The following is a 17,282-nucleotide window of genomic DNA, read 5'->3' as shown; positions in this document are numbered from 1 at the left end:
CAGCGGCCAAATAAAAAACCCCGCAATTCCTTGCGGGGCCTGTGTTATATTGAATTCGTTTATTCAACTTATTCTTCAGCGTAACACGCCCCGCAAACAGTAAAGTCACCAATCGGACTCCAACCGTATTGTGCCTCTATGTTTAAATGTTTGCGATTCATGTTTGTTGATTTGTTTATGCAAAGGTGTTAATATTTTTTCAATTACACCAAATAATTTGGAAAGTTTTTTTAAAAATATTTTTTCACGCGCTGATTGCGTGCACCTGTTTTCGGTTATACATCAGGATTAATTGAAGACAATGATGCGGTAGTCAATGCGGCTTTTCTCTGGCAAAGGCTTATATGTTGCCCGGTTTATACAAATTGTTCTTTATGGCATAGATGATAATACCGGCGGTATTTTTCACTTCCATTTTCTCCATGATCTTTAACCGCAATCCTTCCACGGTACGTACACTCAGAAAGATCTTTTCGGCAATTTGTTTGCTGGTGAGCCCATTACATATATCGGCAATGATATCGATCTCCCGTTCATTGAACTCGGGCTTCTGTTTTTGCTTATAGGGGTTGAACTTACTTTTGGCTACCATCTGGGCCAGCTTGTTCGAAGTGTGTCGGCAATAATAGGGTTGTTGCTGGTATACCGACTTGATGGCTTCTATGATCTCATTCTTGTCTGCATTTTTCAACAGGTAGCCGCGGGCCCCGGCTTCCAGCATATCGATGATCAGATCTTCCTCATCGAACATGGTCAATGCGATTATACCTACGTGGGGGTAGTTTTCGGTAAGATGCCGGGTGGCGGCAGCCCCGTCCATAACAGGCATCTTTACGTCACTGATCACAATATCAGGCTCCTGTGATATTACCTGTTCTATCAATTCTTTTCCATTGGCTGCTTCAGCCACCAATAGAATATCCTGTTGCTTCTGCAACATTGCCCGTAATCCGTCGCGAAAAATCTCATGATCGTCGGCAATAGCAACCTTTATATTGCCCAATGTTTTCATATAAACACCTGGTTCTGGTCAAAGTGGAATTTCAATCGTATAGGTGGTGCCTTTTCCCGGCTCAGACTGACAGGTAAGCTCACCCCCCATTACCTCGGTCCTGCTCTGCAAGTTACGAAGTCCGAGGCCCGGATTGTCTTTTACTTTGGCAAAATAATCAAAACCTTTCCCATTATCGGCCGTCATCAGCAAAAGACGGTTGCCCTCTGTTACCATTTTAATAATCAACAGGGAGGCCTGGGCGTGTTTTATGGTATTGTGAAGAATTTCCTGTATGATGCGGTAAATGTTGATCTCCTTATGCTGGTTCAGGTGGATGTCCTGCTCACATATAAACCTTATTTCTAATCCATAGGTATCGCGGTTATTCTCAATAAATTCGGTAATGGCCTTTTGAAGCCCTTTGCGCACCAGCGTATTGGGCATGAGGTTATTCGAGATCTCGCGCAATTTCCGAATGATGCTATCGAGATGAGTGCTCGATTTGCGGATCATTTCCTCATCGTCAGGGTCGGTAGTATTGAGGCTGTTGATCTGAAGTTTAACGGCAGACAGGAGGGGACCCAGTTCATCATGCAGATCAGACGCTATACGCCGGCGCTCTTTCTCCAATGTATCAATTTCAGCCTGTATCTTTTCCTTGTGCAGTTTCAGGCTGCGGCGCTGATAGCGTATAATGGTTATAATAAAATAAAGTAAGGTTATACCCACTACACCTACTACTATCAAAAGAGACTGGTAAAGTTCTTTTTCCTGGGTATCCATATAACTGCTACTGCATACAAAAGATTAACCAATAAATTTGAATATACATTTATAGCCTGTAATCCGCGTCTGAATTCCCTGCTGGTATTGTGCATGAATAATGAGATGCCGGTCGATGACCATACTACAAAGAACGAATAAAAAATTATAACGCCTAAACAAATCCAGAATTTCGGGTTCTTATAAATACTGGAGCGCTCATGAACCACCATTTTGTTGAATGTACTTACACTGAAGAAGATCAGCGCAAATGAATATACGATGAAAAAATACAAATTATCCTTCACAAAGCCTGTAAATATCACATTGGTTACAACCCATATTATAAAGAATATACCGGCGATCGTAATGAAGGTCGACTTCTTCCTGTTAAACAGCCCCCAGTTGTGAAACAGCCATGTAAAGAAGAAGAAATCCAGATAGGAAAAAGTATTCAGCAAGACAGTGAACAACTTGGGGTGCCCGGTTTCCATCAGGATCCGGTGTATTATCTCAATAACCAAAGCTGCAATAGCATCAAAAATGAAGGGATAGTAAGACGGATCTATCCTTCGAAATCTTACTATCCCGATTATTACAGCAATACCGATGCTTAAACTTAAAATAAATCGTACGGTAGTAGCATCCATTGTTTGACAAAAAAATCTCAGTCATTTAATTTCGAAAACCATTCCACTATGGCTCCAGGCCATCACAGGGCGGGTTACACTGGCCATATTCCAAACCGCCATTCTCACCACCAGCCTGTGCTGCAAGGGCGCCTTTTTTATCTCTAATGTATACGTTATTACCTGCTGAATCAACACCTACTATCATTATTCGCAATGCTTTTTTCTTTTCAGGACCGGGTTTAATTCCATAATAGAACTTGAGCCCTACCACCTTCGGGTTTTGAAAGAATTCAACGATGGAAGCTTTGTTGAATGTTTCGCTATCCGGTATGAACAGGTCAGGAAACGATCTTTTAAGGCTGTCGCGGGTATTTCTGAAATCCTTCTCATAAATGTCGATGCTCATCACCGGAATAAAATGATTTTTTCTGCCCAGCGCAGACGTGTCTTCCGGAACGCTGATGCATACCAGGTCTTTTCCTGGTTCTTCATTTTTACAGGAACCGATGAACATGGCGCATGCAAAGAACAACAGTACATAAGGGTTAATGAATAGAGCGTTTTTAAGGTTGGTTGCCATAAATAAAATTTTGGTTAAACGGGTGGCTAAAGGTATTCGTTAATGCCTGTGCCAAAATCCGTAGAACTACTTAATTTAACTATGGCTACTACCTGTATATTTTGGTACTTTAACGCTTGCCTGTCAAGGCAATAAATAGCAACTTTGGCTCAACGATCACCCCTCCAGGTAACAGTAGAGAAACCAGTCACGATAGAGAAGCATTCGGCCCAATTGACCATTTATAACTTTTAATTCTAATGTCATGAGACAGCAACACTCCTTCAAAAGCAATTCTAATCATGCGTCCGATAAGGACATTGCCCCCGAATCTTTTCAAATGATAATGGCCGATTCAGTGGAAGTAATGGAATATTATTACAGAGGAAAAATTCAGGAACTGGAACAGTCCCTTGCTCAACTTAATCTACTGGAGAATGCGCGCGAAATTGCAAGCCTTTGCAAAAACATTGTGCGCACCAAAGAAGTACTGCAAAACATTATTACCAATAAAAGGACGCAGGCTTCTATTAATCCTTAATCAAATAACCTGCCCTGAACACCTGGACGTCTGAAGCTGGAGGTATCCACATCCAGCTCTTCCGTGTTCATGCCATATAGTTTACCGTATTTGCGATATTGCTGTGCTATGATCTCAGCAATATCGCCTTCGCCACGCATACGTACGCCCCATCGAGAATCATTCACCTGGCCATTATGGCTTTGCTCTATCATGTGCCATACTTTATCGGCCCGGTCGGGAAAATTTTTATAGAGCCAGTCGTGGAATAATAACTTAACAGAACCGTTCAGCCTGACGAAAGTATATGCAGTAGATCTGGCTCCGTGCTCTTTGGCCGCTTTCATGATCCTTTGCATCTCATGCTCATTGAGGCCGGGTATCATGGGACCCATCATCACACCCACGGGGATACCTTCCTGGCTCAATTCCTGGATCAGCTTCAATCGCTGCATTGCCGTAGTGGTTCGTGGCTCCATTACCCGTCGCAGATCTTCATTCAATGAGGTGATGGTGACCAGTACGGAAACCAGTTTCTTTCTGGCCATTTCTTTTAAAACGTCTAGATCCCGCACCATGCCGCCATTTTTACTGATAATACCTACCGGCTGGTTAAATTCCCTGCACACTTCCAGTAAAGACCTGGTCAACCGGTATTTTTGTTCGGCCGGCTGATAACAGTCGGTATTTCCGCTTAAACTGATAGGAACACATTCCCATTTGGGATTCATCAGGAATTTACGCAGCAACTGCGATGCATTGGTCTTTACAATGATCTTTCTTTCAAAATCAAGACCTGCACTATAACCCCAATACTCATGGGTATTGCGGGCATAACAATATATGCAGCCATGCTCACAGCCTGTATAGGGGTTCATGCTATACCACATGCCTACATCTGGACTGGTTACTTTATTCACCAAGGTTTTGGCTTCCTGTTCAATGTATTGAGTGGGTTCCTGCTTTTCCGACCAGTCATCGATACCCTCCACATGCTCCTGCACATGCTGGTCTTTCAAAAAACGATTCCTGGTATTCAGCTGGGCGCCGCGGCCTTTTTTGTATTGTTCATTTTCCTGCATCTTTCGCGGCGCAATCCGGTAGCTGTCCTGTTTTATCTCTTTCATTGCTGTATTTTAACTTTTACCCATATTCACACTCACTTCACGGGTGATGTTCGCTTCAAATGCCCGTACGACGCTCCTGCCCGCCAATGCGGGTCAGGAGGTGGTCATTTTTTTGAAAGACTGAAACAACACCACTTCAAGCATGGACTATACAAATAACTCCCCTTGTTTTGTCGTAACGGGTAAATTCATAAAATCAAAACGTTTTGCTATTTGCCATGATCTGTCGCCCAACCGGCGTTTCAGCAATAACATATTATCGGCGATAAAAGAACCGGTAAACTGGCGGTGTGAATATTCAAGCCAGCCTTTTTCATATTGCCAGGGTAATAGCTTGCGGCCGATCACTACATAAGGCTCATCAATAAAATGCGGCTTGTGCTCATTATCCAGTTTCATAAGCCGTTGATCGGCGCGGATTTCTCGAACCAGGTTATTAACAGGGACCTTGGTGGTAACATTAATGAAAAGGGTATGCGAAGGAAAACTTCCGTAATCTTTTAATGATACCTTAAATGGCTGAAATCCCATGCCTATCACGTTCAGCCGGTTTATGATCCGCTCTTCCATCATTTCAAGTTGCGTAAACCGTACCAGCGCAATATGCGGCTTACTGATCAGGGCAGCCGTATTTTTATACTTTTCACTAAATTCAGTTCTCACTTTAGCGATCTTGTTCCTCAATTCTTCATGCGGATTCAATATCAACATGTATTCGTTGATCCTGCAACCGGGTATAGACTGAATATTGATTTTCATAACTTAATTTTTGGATTGAATAATGATCAGGCCACTTCGCTGTAGGATTTATGGTTAGCTGGTAAAAAGCGGAACACAGTTATAGTTTTGCTGGTAGCATACGGATGGTCACGGCCTAATAACACCAGTTCAGTTGCCATGAAGCGGGCCCTGAATGTTTTGCGGGAATACACGGGCATTGCCTGCTGATAAACCGGCTCAGGCAGTTCATTGGCCAGGACTATATTCGGGATACGCTCAAAGCTATTCGCTGCCATGGCCTGTACATGACCGTCGAGCGTTTTCAATTGGGTGGCCAGTTGCTGTAACGCCTGCGGATGCTGAATACGCAGGTATATGCTGTGTTGCGGAAAGCCGCTATAATTATTAAGTGTTATGTCAAAACTGCTAAACTGACTGCAGATCCGCTGGATCCAGCGGATCAATGTTTCCTCCATACCTTCTCCTGCATAAAAACCCGCCACCTTTATATACGGAAAGGAGTTTGCCGTTTCTACACCATAATTCGTCAGGAACCGCTGTTTCTCCGCCATAATCTTTTCGTACACAGGAGCATCGGGATAAATGACCAACCGGTACTCGCGGTGACTGCTGCTATTCCAGTCAAAAGGCGTGTTTTTAGCTAACCTGGTATTCATAAAACATTTTTTATTGGATCATAAATTTAGTATAAATTTACTAAATAATTTAGTACATCAAAAATTAAATTATATGGAGGGGGAATATTTTAATGAAACATCGTACCGGGGAACCAAAAAGTTCTCGCAACAGGATGTTAAAACCGCCGATGCTACGGGCTTTGGCGCTGCGGCTGATGATTATATGGAACGGGGCATTGATCTGAATGAACAATTGATCCACAATAAACCGGCTACATTCTTCATGCGGATCCGCGGCGATGCCATGACGGGCGCGGGTATCTATGATGGTGATACCATAATAGTAGACCGCAGCTTGAAAGCTGAAAGCGGTAAGGTGGTAGTTGCATCACTCAATGGGGAAATGCTGATCCGGCGGCTCGAAAAAACTTTCAACAAAGTGAGACTACTCGCCGAATCGCCAAAACATGCAACCATTGAAGTAGATGCATCCTGTGATTCCCTGGGTATCTGGGGTGTTGTTACCTACAGCATTCATTCCTTGTAAAAACTTCGCTGTTATTCAAGCATAAACTGATTAAACCATTCCATTAAGCCATCCTATTGTTATTGAGCCCCGGCGTCCCGGGCAGGACAGTCGGGGCTCCAAATCCGAAACGCATTTCTATGGTACTTTAAGAATTGGAAAAAACACTTGTTATGAAAGCAATTGTTGATTGCAACAGTTTCTACTGCTCCTGTGAACGGCTGTTCAGGCCCGATCTGCAGCATAAACCAGTAGTGGTTTTAAGCAATAACGATGGTTGTATCGTTTCCAGAAGCGACGAGGCGAAAGCTGCCGGCGTGGGTATGGCCGTACCTTATTTTGAGGCCAAACCGCTGATCCAGCAACATAACATTTCCGCTTTTTCTTCCAACTACAATTTATATGGCGATATGAGCTGGCGGGTAATGGAAACCCTCCGGCATTTGCTGGGCGATGCCAGTAAAGTAGAAGTGTATTCTGTTGACGAAGCTTTTATAGACCTCGGCCATGTGCCTTTGGAAGCTCTTTATGATACAGCCATGAACATCCGTAAAACCGTTGAACAATGGACCGGCATATCCGTATCTATCGGCGTGGCGCCTACAAAAACACTGGCCAAACTGGCCAATTACCTGGCCAAGAAAAACAAAGAGGCCACCCGGTGTGTAAAAGTGCTGGCTACCCGGGAAGAACAGGTGATCGCCATGAAACAGACCAGGGTTAACAATGTATGGGGTGTTGGCTGGGCGTATGAAAAAAAACTGATCGATCTCGGCATTACCAGCGCATGGGAATTAAGCGCCATGCCCGAAGAATGGGCCTATACCAACCTGGGCGGAATTGTTGGCGCCCGGTTGATCAGGGAATTGAATGGCCTGCCATCGCGGGAAATGGAAAAGCCGCTCGTTAATAAAAAGATGATCGCCACCACCCGCATGTTCGGTCAACCGGTTACCGATCTCAATGATATTAAAGAAGCGATCGCCACCTATACTTCTAGGGCAGCCGAAAAGCTGCGCCGGCAACATAGCGCTGCTAAAGTGATCAGTGTATTCATTGTTCCGCGCGAACAGAACTATGAAGTAAGCTTCAGGCGGGGCGCTACTGTTAGCTCACATGTTACCCTGCCGGCGGCTACCAGCAGTACACCGGAGTTAATTAAACCGGCGGTGCAACTGGTTGAATCTTTATATGAACAGGGAAAAGTGTATAAAAAGGCGGGCGTTATGCTGGCCGGACTCGAGCCCGACGCTTCTATCCAGGGAAATCTGTTTACGCCCGGCCCGCAGAAATACCAACGCCTCCTGATGGATATGATGGATAATATCAATTTTAGTATGCGCGATGACGTGTTGAAGTTTGCGGCTTCCGGATTAGCCCGTAACTGGAAAATGCGCCAGGAGTTACGCAGCAAGCGATATACCACCCGTTGGGAAGAATTGTACGAAGTAAGCTGAATCAACAGACAACAGGCTCGAGGTGGCCGCACTTTGAAAGTTTGGCACACCTTAATCAAAAAAAGTTATCTGCGACCCGGCTGCCTGGCCTTCTGCCGCAATAAAATGCGGTTGCGGTAACTGTAAGCCACAAGCGGCATTCAGCTTATCGGTTAAGTAAGTGATCAGTTCCGGTGAATACAGCTCATCGTCCATATGCACAAAAAAATAGAGTTCCTGCAAACCCTGTTCTATCCAGGTTACGATGCGGGCTATCCATGCATCCAGCCGCGGATGGTCGGTGGGGTGCAGGCTGTTGGCCACAAAACGAACGAATGCTTTGGGAATGGTGAGGTGCATATGTGCACAATCCCTTCTGCCAGCCGTATCGGTTATAACAGCGCCTGTTTTGAGCAGATACAACGTATTGAATAACTCCTTGCGCACAGCGTCCTGTGCAAACCAGTCAGGATGACGCAGCTCCAGAAAAAAGGTTACCTCTTTCGGCAATGATCTTAAAAAACTGAACAGCTCTTCTTTACGGTTCGGTCCAAATGAATCACTCAACTGCATGAACACCGGCCCTAAATGTTCTTTGAACGCTTTTATTCCACGCAAAAATTCCGTGAGCATGCCTTCCTTACCCCGCAGGCCGCCCTGGTGGGTAACTCCCTGGAACAGCTTGGGACAGAATATAAAATCACGGCCATTGGCTTTATCAGCCCATTTGGCAATGGCGGATTCATCGTATATTTTATAATGCGTGGCATTCAACTCAATGCCATTGAAATGCTGTACATAATTGGCCAGAAAATCTTTTTCCCGGGCCTTCGCGGGATAAATTTTTCCGATCCACCCTGGTACCCCCCATAGCGGGCAGCCAATATGAATTTTTACCGGGTCTTTTTTAATCCCGCCTAATACCTTTTGATTGCCTGGAGGCTCGGGCGGCAAAGCAAAATCTACTGTATTTAGTTCACTTTCAGGCAGTTTTCCAAACTTCATATTCAGTTAAGTTAACGAGTTAACCAGTTTACAAGTTAACGAGTTGAGAGCATTTTTTGCCTGGTCAACCTGTGAACTAATCAACTTTTCAACTTTTTGCTTCATCTTTAAAATATAACTATCCGCTGGTCGTCTCACCCAGGTATAATACATGAAGGAGACGCTGACGATAGCACCCGGCATGACGGCAGACAGGAAACGCAATATTACGCAGGTCATTACCGACTATAGCAAACGCCTCATGGGCTTTATCCGCAAACGGGTAAATAATGAGGCCGATGCAGAAGACATCTTGCAGGATGTGTTTTACCAGTTTATTGGTAACACGCAGCCTATTGAGCAAATGACTGCCTGGCTGTTTACAGTAGCCAGGAATAAGATCATCGACCGGCAACGAAAAAAACGTCCCGAGGCGCTGGAAGACCTGTTTGGTGAAGAAGAAGGCGAGGAAAGCGGACTTAACTGGAGTGAATTTTTGTTCGATGCCAGCGACAACCCGGAAAAAGACTACCTGCGAAATCTTTTCTGGGAGGAATTGAACAATGCGCTGAATGAATTACCAGCAGAACAAAAGCAGGTTTTTATATTGAATGAACTGGAAGGAGTACCATTTAAGGAAATTGCCGAACAAACCGGCGAAACGGTGAATACGCTGCTGAGCCGCAAACGCTACGCAGTTTTACACCTGCGCAGCCGGCTGAGTGCGTTGAAAGAAGAATTATTAAATTATTAAACAACGTGTAACATGAAACGAAGATTCTGGTTTGGCAAAGCTGTTATGATCCTGGTATTCTGTACAGCTTTTGTCATGTTGTTCAGCTTTATAATAATGAGCATCTGGAATGCCATATTACCCGAAGTACTGGGTGTAAAAACCATTACCTTCTGGCAGGCATTGGGAATACTGGTATTATCAAAAATATTGTTCAGTGGTTTTGGTGGCTTTCACCATAAGAAAGAGCAGTTCAAAAACCGCTTCCGGCAAAATATGATGGAAAAATGGGAGCACATGACGCCTGAAGAAAAACAAAAGTTCAAAAACGAATGGAAGAGCCGTTGCGGCGGCTGGGGCCGGTTTTATGACAGAAGCTCAGCTACTGAACAACCGGATGAGAATAAGTAAACCTATACGTTATGGAAGTGCTTGTTTTTAAAACCAATCTTCGATTTAAAAAGCAGATCACCGCTGTAACACCACATATCAATAACCTGCGGGGAATTGCAAAGTGGAATGTTGACCTGGATGATAGAGACAGGATCCTCCGTATTGAATCCAATGAATTGAGTCCACGTTCCGTGGAAGCGACCCTGCAGCGGGCGGGTTATTTTTGTGAGGAACTGCAATAATTCCTTTTAAAATTCCCGGTTATAGCTTACAATCGTAGTAACTTCATAAGAATACGCTAAACGCTAAATGACGAACGCTTGACGCAAATAGTGTATTTGTGCGTTCCGCATTAGGGTGCGCGTTTGTTTAAATAGCTGCTTATGAAATTACTATCATTGATCTGCATGCTGTTGTCCTTTCATGGCTTCGCCCAGCGTCCCAATGTCTTATATATCATGAGCGATGATCATGATGCGCAGGCAATAAGCGCTTATGATAAAAGCCTGCTGCAAACGCCTTCACTGGATCGGATAGCGCAGGAAGGTATCCGGTTTACCCGCTGTTTTGTGGGTAACTCTATTTGCAGTCCGGCCCGGGCTACCTTACTAACCGGACAGCATTCCCATAAAAACGGGGTAAGAGATAATTATACGCGGTTCGACAGCAGCCAGTTGACCATGCCCAAGATCTTACAACAGGCCGGTTATGAAACGGCAGTGATCGGTAAATGGCATTTGCACTCTTACCCTGCTGGTTTCGATTACTGGAAAATATTACCTGGTCAGGGTCTTTATTTTGATCCACGCTTTATTAATATGCAGGGCGATACCATTACCCTGAATGGTTATGCGACGGATGTAACCACCAATGAGGCCATAACGTGGCTCAGGCAACGCAATAACAGCAAGCCATTTGTATTATTGTTACACTACAAAGCGCCTCACCGCAATTTCAACCCATCCTTGAAATTTTTGGAGCAATACCATAAGAAAACATTTCCCGAGCCTGCTACTTTGTATACTGATACCGCCGGTCGCGGCAGCGCCTGGCATATTCAAACCATGAGTATCCTGCGTAATATGAAATTATGCAGCGACCTCAAAGTTGATCCGGCTTATTTACAGGGCGATGCAGACAATCAGCCTGACGAGGGAGAAATTGCCTACTACCACGCTATGATGAACCGGATACCCGAACCCGACCGCAGCCGGATCAAGACCATCTATGCCGAACGGGGCAAACAATTACAACAGTTGCGCCCGCGGGGCAATGAGTTGTTAAAACTGAAATACCAATGGTATATGCAGGACTACCTCGCCTGTGTGGCTTCCATTGATGAGAATGTGGGCAGGCTGCTGAATTACCTCGATGGATCGGGCCTCACGAAGAACACCGCTGTTATATACACCAGTGACCAGGGATTTTACCTGGGCGAAAACGGTTGGTTCGACAAACGGTTCATGTACGATGTAAGTATGCAAACCCCACTCCTGATGCGCTGGCCCCAACAGATCAGGCCGGCCACTACCAGTACTATGCTGGCGCAGAATATTGATTTTGCACCTACCATCCTGCATATAACAGGAACGCCGATCCCGGCAGCGATGCAGGGCAAAAGCCTGGTACCGGTGATCACCGGTAAAAAACCCGATCTCAAACGCCCTTATCTATATTATCATTATTACGAATATCCGCAGGATCATACCGTATTACCGCACCTGGGCATAAGAGGCGACCGGTATAAACTGATCTATTTTTATACAGTAAACGAATGGGAATTGTACGACCTGCATACAGACCCCCGGGAACAAAAGAACCTGATCCGTTCTGCCAAACACCAGTCGCTGGTGAACCGGTTAAAAAAAGAATTGCAAAAATTACGGGATGAGTACGATGATCATGAACCGGCCGGTGAATTAAATTAATTATTGATACCTGCGCGACAGGTCATATAAGATCTTTCTATCATCGTTGGTTAAAGACCGTATCAGCAGCGTATCCTGCGGAACAAAATGCAATTTAAAGGAGCGGATGGCCGCCAGGGTATCGGTAACATTATAACCAATGATGCGCAATGCCTGGGTCGCATTAAAGTATTCCGGTACTACTACTGCTGTGGTATCGTACCATAACCCAAAACCACGTTGTGCCAGTGTATACCAGGGAAAATAAGCGCTCGGGTCTACTTTCCTGCCGGGTGCTATATCTGCATGACCAATAAAATTGGCCGTTGGAATGGAATAGCTTTTCTTCAATGTATCCAACAACTTTATCAAACTCGTGATCTGTGATTCGGGGAATGGTTCGCTTCCATTATTATCCAGTTCGATACCAATGCTGCTGCTGTTGATATCAGAAAAGTTGCCCCACCTGCTTACACCCGCCTGCCAGGCGCGCAGGTAATCGTTCAGCATATGATGTATGGTGCCATCTTTACATATAACATAATGTGCGCTTACCTTTGTACGTTGCAGTGTAAACGTTTTCAGCGTCTGCTCACAGGAGTTCTGGGCCGTATGGTGGATGATCACAAAATTCGGCCGGCGCAGATCGAAGTTGGTAGTAGCTGCCACATATGCCGGCATGATGGCTGAATCAAGATAGAGTCTGTTGGGAAAGGGCCGCAGGTTTTTGGCATATTGTTTTGCCTGCTTCTTATATAGCTTATTGGTTTTGGCGTAGGGATTATGCGCACAACTGAATACGAATGCTGAAATTGTTAGTGCAAATAACAATGAACCTGCAAATACACGCATAGTGAACGGTTTTATTTACAATGCCTGCAAAGTAGGGAAGAATTGATAAGCAAAAAAAATCCTCCCCGGTGTGGGAAGGATTTTCTTATTATTGAAGCTACACTTATTTCGGACTTCCACCGCCTATTCCACCACCCTGACCATCGGCTGCACGTTTGTTTTCTTCTTCCAGGCTGGTCTTGCGTTGACGGGCCGCTTTCACCTGACTGTTACCAAAGCGGTAAGTGAAGTTCAGTTTCAACTGGCGGCTTTCAAAATTACCGCTGGCCAATGTATGCTGACCGGCAAAATCGCTCGTTCCTCTCCATTTCAGGGTTCTGAAAAGATCGCTTACAGATGCTTTAACTGTTCCATTGCCCTTTAACACAGTTTTTGATATTCCACCATCTATACTCCAGATCTTACTGCTCTTGATCGTTCCCTGCCAGATGGAGGGAGAAGAATAAAAACCGCTCATTTCACCCGTCCAGCCTTTGCCCAAGCGGAAGGTTTGTTGTGCAAAGAAGGTAAAGGCATACACATCGAGGTCAACTTTACGGTCAACGCCCAGATCAGCCTTGTAATGTGAATAGTAAGCATTCAGGTTACCAAAGATGCTATACCATTTATACTGGAACGGATAGCTGATATTCAGGCTCACGATATCCTGCGTTGCCAGGTTTTTCTGGGTGACGAAAGATTTTGATTTTTCAGTCACATCAACCAGTTGCGAGAAGATATCTTTTACATGGCTATAGTTCAAGGTAGTATTCAAGCGGTATTTATAGGTATGGGTGATACCAAAGCTATTGGTGTACTGCGGCCTTAGTTCGGTATTTCCTTTTTGGTAAGTATACTCATCGAGCTTGAATTCAAAAGGATTCAGGTTTTGGTAGTTAGGCCTGTCGATACGCCGGCTGAACGTAAAGCTGAACTGGTTCATCGGGTTTTTATTGAACGTAATGGCTGCACTTGGAAACACATTCGTATAATCGCGGGTAAACGTTGAATCGTATTCAACATACTCAGTCCCATTCCAGGCAAACCCCTGGGAACGGCCGGTGGCATGCGTATGCTCAACCCGCACACCAGCCTGGATCATAAACCCTTTGAACTGCCTGTTGTAATTGATATACCCTGCATTGATGTTCTCCTTATAAAGGAAGTTATTACTACGCGAAGTATCCAGTGTTTCGTTCCTTAAAATAATATCATCTACATCGTACCGGTCAAAATCATTGCTGCTTTCAACAAAAGATATTTTACCGCCCAGGCCCAAACGTCCTTTTTTGAAATTCTGTTCATAATCCACTTTAGCGCTGTATATATCTATATCTGTTGGCGCATACATGTGATATATCCGGTTGTAGGTAGGGTTATCATTCGGATCAGAGTAGAAGTTAGGCTGAAACTGATCGCTTTTATTGCGGTAAGCGCCATAGTCTGCATCTATATTCAGCTCATGACCGGAAGAATCGGCATACCGGTAATTCAGGTTGCCATTAATGTTATTCTTAATATTCTTATTTGTATTATCGGCCACCAGGATCCTGTCGAGCTGTTTCGTTGGCATATAAGAGATATCGGTACGGCTATAGTTATTAAGGTCCATGTCAGAGAAAGAACCGTTGGCCATAATGCCTATTGTACTTCTCTTATTAATGAAATAATCCATACCTGCCTTGAAATTGTGGCTCCTGTTGTCGATATTCAACTTTGACCTTTGATCGAACAACGTATCCAGAACCTCACGGCGTAAATTGATATTGTTCTCATTGGTATTGTCACTATAGCTGTAATTACCAAACAGGTTAACATTCTTATTGCGGTGGTTCAATGAAATGCCGCCGTTGTATTTTGGTGTAATACCCTGGTTGTAACCCGCATTTACCGAGCCATTGGTTCCAAACGACTTATTCTTTTTCAGCCTGATATTGATGATCCCGGCATTACCGGCTGCTTCGTATTTGGCTGAAGGGTTGGTTATGATCTCGATGGCTTCAACGGATGAAGACTGCAGTGTTTTGAGATAATCCGACAGGTCTTTTCCGGTCAGCGGTGTCGGGCGCCCGTCTATATATACCTGAACTCCGCTTTTACCGCTTAACGTAAGGTTATCGTCTTTATCAACTACTACGCCGGGTGCTTTGCGCAACAGTTCCAGGGCATCCTGGCCTACTGAATTAATAGTTCCTTCTACATTTAAAATGGTTTTATCGGCCTTCACTTCAACCATGGGTTTGCGGGCGGCTACAACCACTTCTTTCAGCTGACCGGCAGCTTTGGTGAGCGCCACATCCGGTGCTGTAACATCAGCAGTGCCACTTACATCAAACGCTCTTGAATTTTTTGCAATATGACCAGTGTAGGATACAGCTACAAAATAAGTTCCCGCAGTAATTCCGGTAAATGAATATTGACCTGCTGTATTCGTAGCAGCCAGTTTCACCAATGCTGAGTCTTTTATTTTCTTAAGTGCTACAGTTGCTCCCGATAAGGCCTTTCCCTGATCATCTTTAACATTACCTGTAACCTGTTGTGCTTTGGTCATAGCTGCACAAAACAACATAGGCAATGCTAACAAAATCAACTTTTTCATGAATAAAATATTTGCAGTTTAGTCGGCAAAAGTATTTGTGTGTTACAGTATGTTGCTACCGTCTACACAAACGGTAAATAATTACTATTAACGGTTGCGTTATAACATAGCAACGTTATAATTTGTTGTTGTAATATTTTTCTATTTATCAGGTAGAATAATAAATGTTTCATCATTAAAGCAAAAAATCGTTTATCCCTCCCATTACTTACAATTGTTTGTTTGCATCACTGATCTTTACATGAGCATGTTTGTTGCAGAGTCTTCTTCATTATATGTTTATTTTATCTCCTGCATTTCACCACCCCGAAAGTTTGGTTTCACATGCATAAATCCGCAGTTCACACACATGGATGCATAACATAAAAGACTACCTGTTAGTTTTGAGTATCGTTAGTTCGAACACCACAGCTTGTTCATTAACAGAGCGCAGGAGATCAGGGATAACAGATCCCATTGCCAGGGAGCCCCGGTAGCATAATATCCTTGTTGGTTGCAGGCGATTGCCAGCAGGCCTTGTGATCGTCGTTGTAACCAGATGAAAACCCAAACCGGAAAAAAGATGAGGCCCCTCTGATCCACAGGCATAGAAAAATAAGTATGGCAAGGAGTGACCGGGCTGGTCACTCCCCTGCGCTTGTCCCCAAGCCCCTTTTTGCCTTTATGCCTTTTTATTTACTAACTTTGTTAGCATTATGAAACGCTCAGGCACTGCTGATCTCCCTTTGCACTATGGCGCCGTTCCGCCATGGCTGGCTGAACGTATGGCCAAACTCGGCCTGGCCATCACGGAGGTAGTGCTCATGGAATACGGAAAAGCCGACTGGATCAGGCGAATGAGCGACCCCTGGTGGTTCCAAAGCCTCGGCGCTGTAATGGGTATGGACTGGCATTCTTCAGGCATTACCACTTCAGTATTAGGTGCATTAAAGAAGGCCATCAATCCGCATGCAAAAGAACTGGGTATTTATATCTGTGGCGGAAAAGGCAAACATTCCCGCCAGGTGCCCAATGAGTTAATGGCCATTGGTGAACAGACCGGCCTCGATGCGCGGCAACTGGTTCACGCCAGCAAGCTGAGCGCCAAAGTCGATAACACCGCCATCCAGGATGGTTTTCAATTATACCTGCATAACTTTATTGTGAGTAATGAAGGACAATGGGCAGTGATACAACAGGGGATGAATGACAACACCGGCACGGCGCGGCGTTATCACTGGCACTCCCAGCAGTTGCAGTCATTCGTCAATGAACCGCACACGGCCATCTGTGGTTTGCAATCATCCAGTATTCTCAACCTGGTCGATAAAGAAGCAGCGCCTGCCCGTTCAGGCATATTGACCTTATCCAAAGAATCGCCCAACGAACTCTTATCAGAAATACAACAACTTGTACTACCAGCCCACCACGATGTGCGCGCGAAGGATGTTGACCTGAAAAGACTGGGCGCCATGTTGTGGTTAACGCATGAAAAAAGTCCGGCTGATTTTGAAGAATTATTATTGCTGGAAGGTATGGGGCCCCGCACGCTGCAATCACTGGCGCTGGTAAGCGAAGTCGTTCATGGAACGAATACCCGGTTCAAAGACCCGGCCCGGTTTGCGTTTGCACATGGTGGTAAGGACGGACATCCGTTCCCTGTTCCCACCAAAGTATACGATGAAACCATTCATACATTACACACTGCTGTACAGAAAGCGAAGATCGGCCAAAGCGATAAACTGCAGGCTATAAAGAAATTGACGGAACTGGCGCAAAAAGCAGAAGAGAATTTCATCCCCAACGATAATTTCGAGCAGCTCATTGAAAAGGAACGTAACGAGTCATGGCGTTATGGCGGCAGAACGGTAATGGGCAAAGCACAACCACCAACGAGAAAGGCGTCGAAGGGTGTGCAGTTGAGGTTGTTTTAAGAGCACTC

At 44.7% G+C, this 17,282-nt stretch carries 18 protein-coding genes; 8 read left to right on the top strand and 10 right to left on the bottom strand.

Annotated elements, in window-relative coordinates:
* Positions 1–340: 340 nt before the first annotated feature.
* The 4 genes from JUB15_RS06915 to JUB15_RS06900 are packed head-to-tail and all read right to left on the bottom strand — an operon-like array spanning position 341 to position 2,968.
* Positions 341–1,012 carry a response regulator transcription factor gene (locus JUB15_RS06915; RefSeq protein WP_207511647.1) on the bottom strand — a complete coding sequence of 224 codons (672 nt, stop codon included), beginning with the start codon at positions 1,010–1,012 and terminating at the stop codon, positions 341–343.
* A gap of 18 nt (positions 1,013–1,030) precedes the next feature.
* Positions 1,031–1,777 carry a sensor histidine kinase gene (locus JUB15_RS06910; RefSeq protein WP_207511645.1) on the bottom strand — a complete coding sequence of 249 codons (747 nt, stop codon included), beginning with the start codon at positions 1,775–1,777 and terminating at the stop codon, positions 1,031–1,033.
* Entirely contained in the window at positions 1,738–2,406 is a 669-nt protein-coding gene (locus JUB15_RS06905; protein ID WP_207511643.1) for a hypothetical protein, read from the bottom strand. Before JUB15_RS06905 ends, JUB15_RS06910 begins: the two co-directional genes overlap by 40 nt.
* A gap of 46 nt (positions 2,407–2,452) precedes the next feature.
* Positions 2,453–2,968, bottom strand: a complete 516-nt coding sequence (locus JUB15_RS06900) for a hypothetical protein (RefSeq protein ID WP_207511641.1) — start codon at positions 2,966–2,968, stop codon at positions 2,453–2,455.
* Positions 2,969–3,212: 244 nt separating this feature from the next.
* Here JUB15_RS06900 and JUB15_RS06895 point away from each other — a divergent pair, with 244 nt between their 5' ends.
* On the top strand, positions 3,213–3,488 hold the full coding sequence (locus JUB15_RS06895) for a hypothetical protein (protein WP_207511639.1): 276 nt from the start codon (positions 3,213–3,215) through the stop codon (positions 3,486–3,488).
* Here JUB15_RS06895 and JUB15_RS06890 read toward each other — a convergent pair.
* From JUB15_RS06890 to JUB15_RS06880, 3 genes are all read right to left on the bottom strand, one after another.
* On the bottom strand, positions 3,485–4,594 hold the full coding sequence (locus tag JUB15_RS06890) for a PA0069 family radical SAM protein (RefSeq protein ID WP_242696224.1): 1,110 nt from the start codon (positions 4,592–4,594) through the stop codon (positions 3,485–3,487). The two genes, JUB15_RS06895 and JUB15_RS06890, sit on opposite strands and share 4 nt — an antisense overlap.
* Positions 4,595–4,741: 147 nt before the next feature.
* Positions 4,742–5,353 (bottom strand): 2'-5' RNA ligase family protein, encoded by a 612-nt coding sequence (locus tag JUB15_RS06885; protein ID WP_207511637.1) that lies wholly within the window; start codon positions 5,351–5,353, stop codon positions 4,742–4,744.
* 26 nt (positions 5,354–5,379) lie between these two features.
* Entirely contained in the window at positions 5,380–5,991 is a 612-nt protein-coding gene (locus JUB15_RS06880) for a 2'-5' RNA ligase family protein (RefSeq protein ID WP_207511635.1), read from the bottom strand.
* Between the two features lie 73 nt (positions 5,992–6,064).
* On the opposite strand from JUB15_RS06880, the gene JUB15_RS06875 reads away from it, so the two are divergent.
* Both JUB15_RS06875 and JUB15_RS06870 read left to right on the top strand, forming a co-directional pair.
* Entirely contained in the window at positions 6,065–6,499 is a 435-nt protein-coding gene (locus tag JUB15_RS06875; RefSeq protein ID WP_207511633.1) for a LexA family protein, read from the top strand.
* A 152-nt stretch (positions 6,500–6,651) separates the two neighbouring features.
* The gene (locus JUB15_RS06870) at positions 6,652–7,935 is read left to right on the top strand and encodes a Y-family DNA polymerase (protein WP_207511631.1); all 1,284 of its coding nucleotides are present in this window, start codon (positions 6,652–6,654) and stop codon (positions 7,933–7,935) included.
* A 51-nt stretch (positions 7,936–7,986) separates the two neighbouring features.
* Here JUB15_RS06870 and JUB15_RS06865 read toward each other — a convergent pair whose 3' ends face one another.
* Positions 7,987–8,919, bottom strand: a complete 933-nt coding sequence (locus tag JUB15_RS06865; protein WP_207511629.1) for a DUF72 domain-containing protein — start codon at positions 8,917–8,919, stop codon at positions 7,987–7,989.
* Positions 8,920–9,070: 151 nt separating this feature from the next.
* Here JUB15_RS06865 and JUB15_RS06860 point away from each other — a divergent pair, with 151 nt between their 5' ends.
* The 4 genes from JUB15_RS06860 to JUB15_RS06845 all read left to right on the top strand — a co-directional run bounded on the left by JUB15_RS06860 (position 9,071) and on the right by JUB15_RS06845 (position 11,952).
* A complete protein-coding gene (locus JUB15_RS06860; RefSeq protein WP_207511627.1) occupies positions 9,071–9,652 on the top strand; it encodes an RNA polymerase sigma factor in 582 nt (193 codons plus the stop codon).
* Positions 9,653–9,664: 12 nt separating this feature from the next.
* Positions 9,665–10,042, top strand: coding sequence for a hypothetical protein (locus tag JUB15_RS06855; protein WP_207511626.1), 378 nt, complete (start codon positions 9,665–9,667; stop codon positions 10,040–10,042).
* An 11-nt stretch (positions 10,043–10,053) separates the two neighbouring features.
* Positions 10,054–10,266, top strand: a complete 213-nt coding sequence (locus JUB15_RS06850) for a hypothetical protein (RefSeq protein ID WP_207511624.1) — start codon at positions 10,054–10,056, stop codon at positions 10,264–10,266.
* A 141-nt stretch (positions 10,267–10,407) separates the two neighbouring features.
* Positions 10,408–11,952, top strand: coding sequence for a sulfatase family protein (locus JUB15_RS06845; protein WP_207511622.1), 1,545 nt, complete (start codon positions 10,408–10,410; stop codon positions 11,950–11,952).
* Here JUB15_RS06845 and JUB15_RS06840 read toward each other — a convergent pair whose 3' ends face one another.
* Complete coding sequence (locus JUB15_RS06840) at positions 11,953–12,783, bottom strand: N-acetylmuramoyl-L-alanine amidase (RefSeq protein ID WP_207511620.1); 831 nt, start codon at positions 12,781–12,783, stop codon at positions 11,953–11,955.
* Between the two features lie 103 nt (positions 12,784–12,886).
* Positions 12,887–15,361 carry an outer membrane beta-barrel protein gene (locus JUB15_RS06835; RefSeq protein ID WP_207511618.1) on the bottom strand — a complete coding sequence of 825 codons (2,475 nt, stop codon included), beginning with the start codon at positions 15,359–15,361 and terminating at the stop codon, positions 12,887–12,889.
* 695 nt (positions 15,362–16,056) lie between these two features.
* On the opposite strand from JUB15_RS06835, the gene JUB15_RS06830 reads away from it, so the two are divergent.
* Positions 16,057–17,274 (top strand): DUF763 domain-containing protein, encoded by a 1,218-nt coding sequence (locus JUB15_RS06830; protein ID WP_207511616.1) that lies wholly within the window; start codon positions 16,057–16,059, stop codon positions 17,272–17,274.
* Positions 17,275–17,282 lie beyond the last annotated feature (8 nt).

Origin of the sequence: Longitalea luteola (genome assembly GCF_017356035.1) — a bacterium.
Classification (GTDB): domain Bacteria; phylum Bacteroidota; class Bacteroidia; order Chitinophagales; family Chitinophagaceae; genus Niastella; species Niastella luteola.
This window is presented reverse-complemented; position numbering and strand designations above follow the sequence as displayed.

Bases quoted from the DNA above. Each gene is read 5' to 3' on its own strand.
- JUB15_RS06915 (WP_207511647.1), bottom strand. From the start codon at position 1,012: ATGAAAACATTGGGCAATATAAAGGTTGCTATTGCCGACGATCATGAG.
- JUB15_RS06910 (WP_207511645.1), bottom strand. From the start codon at position 1,777: ATGGATACCCAGGAAAAAGAACTTTACCAGTCTCTTTTGATAGTAGTA.
- JUB15_RS06905 (WP_207511643.1), bottom strand. From the start codon at position 2,406: ATGGATGCTACTACCGTACGATTTATTTTAAGTTTAAGCATCGGTATT.
- JUB15_RS06900 (WP_207511641.1), bottom strand. From the start codon at position 2,968: ATGGCAACCAACCTTAAAAACGCTCTATTCATTAACCCTTATGTACTG.
- JUB15_RS06895 (WP_207511639.1), top strand. From the start codon at position 3,213: ATGAGACAGCAACACTCCTTCAAAAGCAATTCTAATCATGCGTCCGAT.
- JUB15_RS06890 (WP_242696224.1), bottom strand. From the start codon at position 4,594: ATGAAAGAGATAAAACAGGACAGCTACCGGATTGCGCCGCGAAAGATG.
- JUB15_RS06885 (WP_207511637.1), bottom strand. From the start codon at position 5,353: ATGAAAATCAATATTCAGTCTATACCCGGTTGCAGGATCAACGAATAC.
- JUB15_RS06880 (WP_207511635.1), bottom strand. From the start codon at position 5,991: ATGAATACCAGGTTAGCTAAAAACACGCCTTTTGACTGGAATAGCAGC.
- JUB15_RS06875 (WP_207511633.1), top strand. From the start codon at position 6,065: ATGGAGGGGGAATATTTTAATGAAACATCGTACCGGGGAACCAAAAAG.
- JUB15_RS06870 (WP_207511631.1), top strand. From the start codon at position 6,652: ATGAAAGCAATTGTTGATTGCAACAGTTTCTACTGCTCCTGTGAACGG.
- JUB15_RS06865 (WP_207511629.1), bottom strand. From the start codon at position 8,919: ATGAAGTTTGGAAAACTGCCTGAAAGTGAACTAAATACAGTAGATTTT.
- JUB15_RS06860 (WP_207511627.1), top strand. From the start codon at position 9,071: ATGAAGGAGACGCTGACGATAGCACCCGGCATGACGGCAGACAGGAAA.
- JUB15_RS06855 (WP_207511626.1), top strand. From the start codon at position 9,665: ATGAAACGAAGATTCTGGTTTGGCAAAGCTGTTATGATCCTGGTATTC.
- JUB15_RS06850 (WP_207511624.1), top strand. From the start codon at position 10,054: ATGGAAGTGCTTGTTTTTAAAACCAATCTTCGATTTAAAAAGCAGATC.
- JUB15_RS06845 (WP_207511622.1), top strand. From the start codon at position 10,408: ATGAAATTACTATCATTGATCTGCATGCTGTTGTCCTTTCATGGCTTC.
- JUB15_RS06840 (WP_207511620.1), bottom strand. From the start codon at position 12,783: ATGCGTGTATTTGCAGGTTCATTGTTATTTGCACTAACAATTTCAGCA.
- JUB15_RS06835 (WP_207511618.1), bottom strand. From the start codon at position 15,361: ATGAAAAAGTTGATTTTGTTAGCATTGCCTATGTTGTTTTGTGCAGCT.
- JUB15_RS06830 (WP_207511616.1), top strand. From the start codon at position 16,057: ATGAAACGCTCAGGCACTGCTGATCTCCCTTTGCACTATGGCGCCGTT.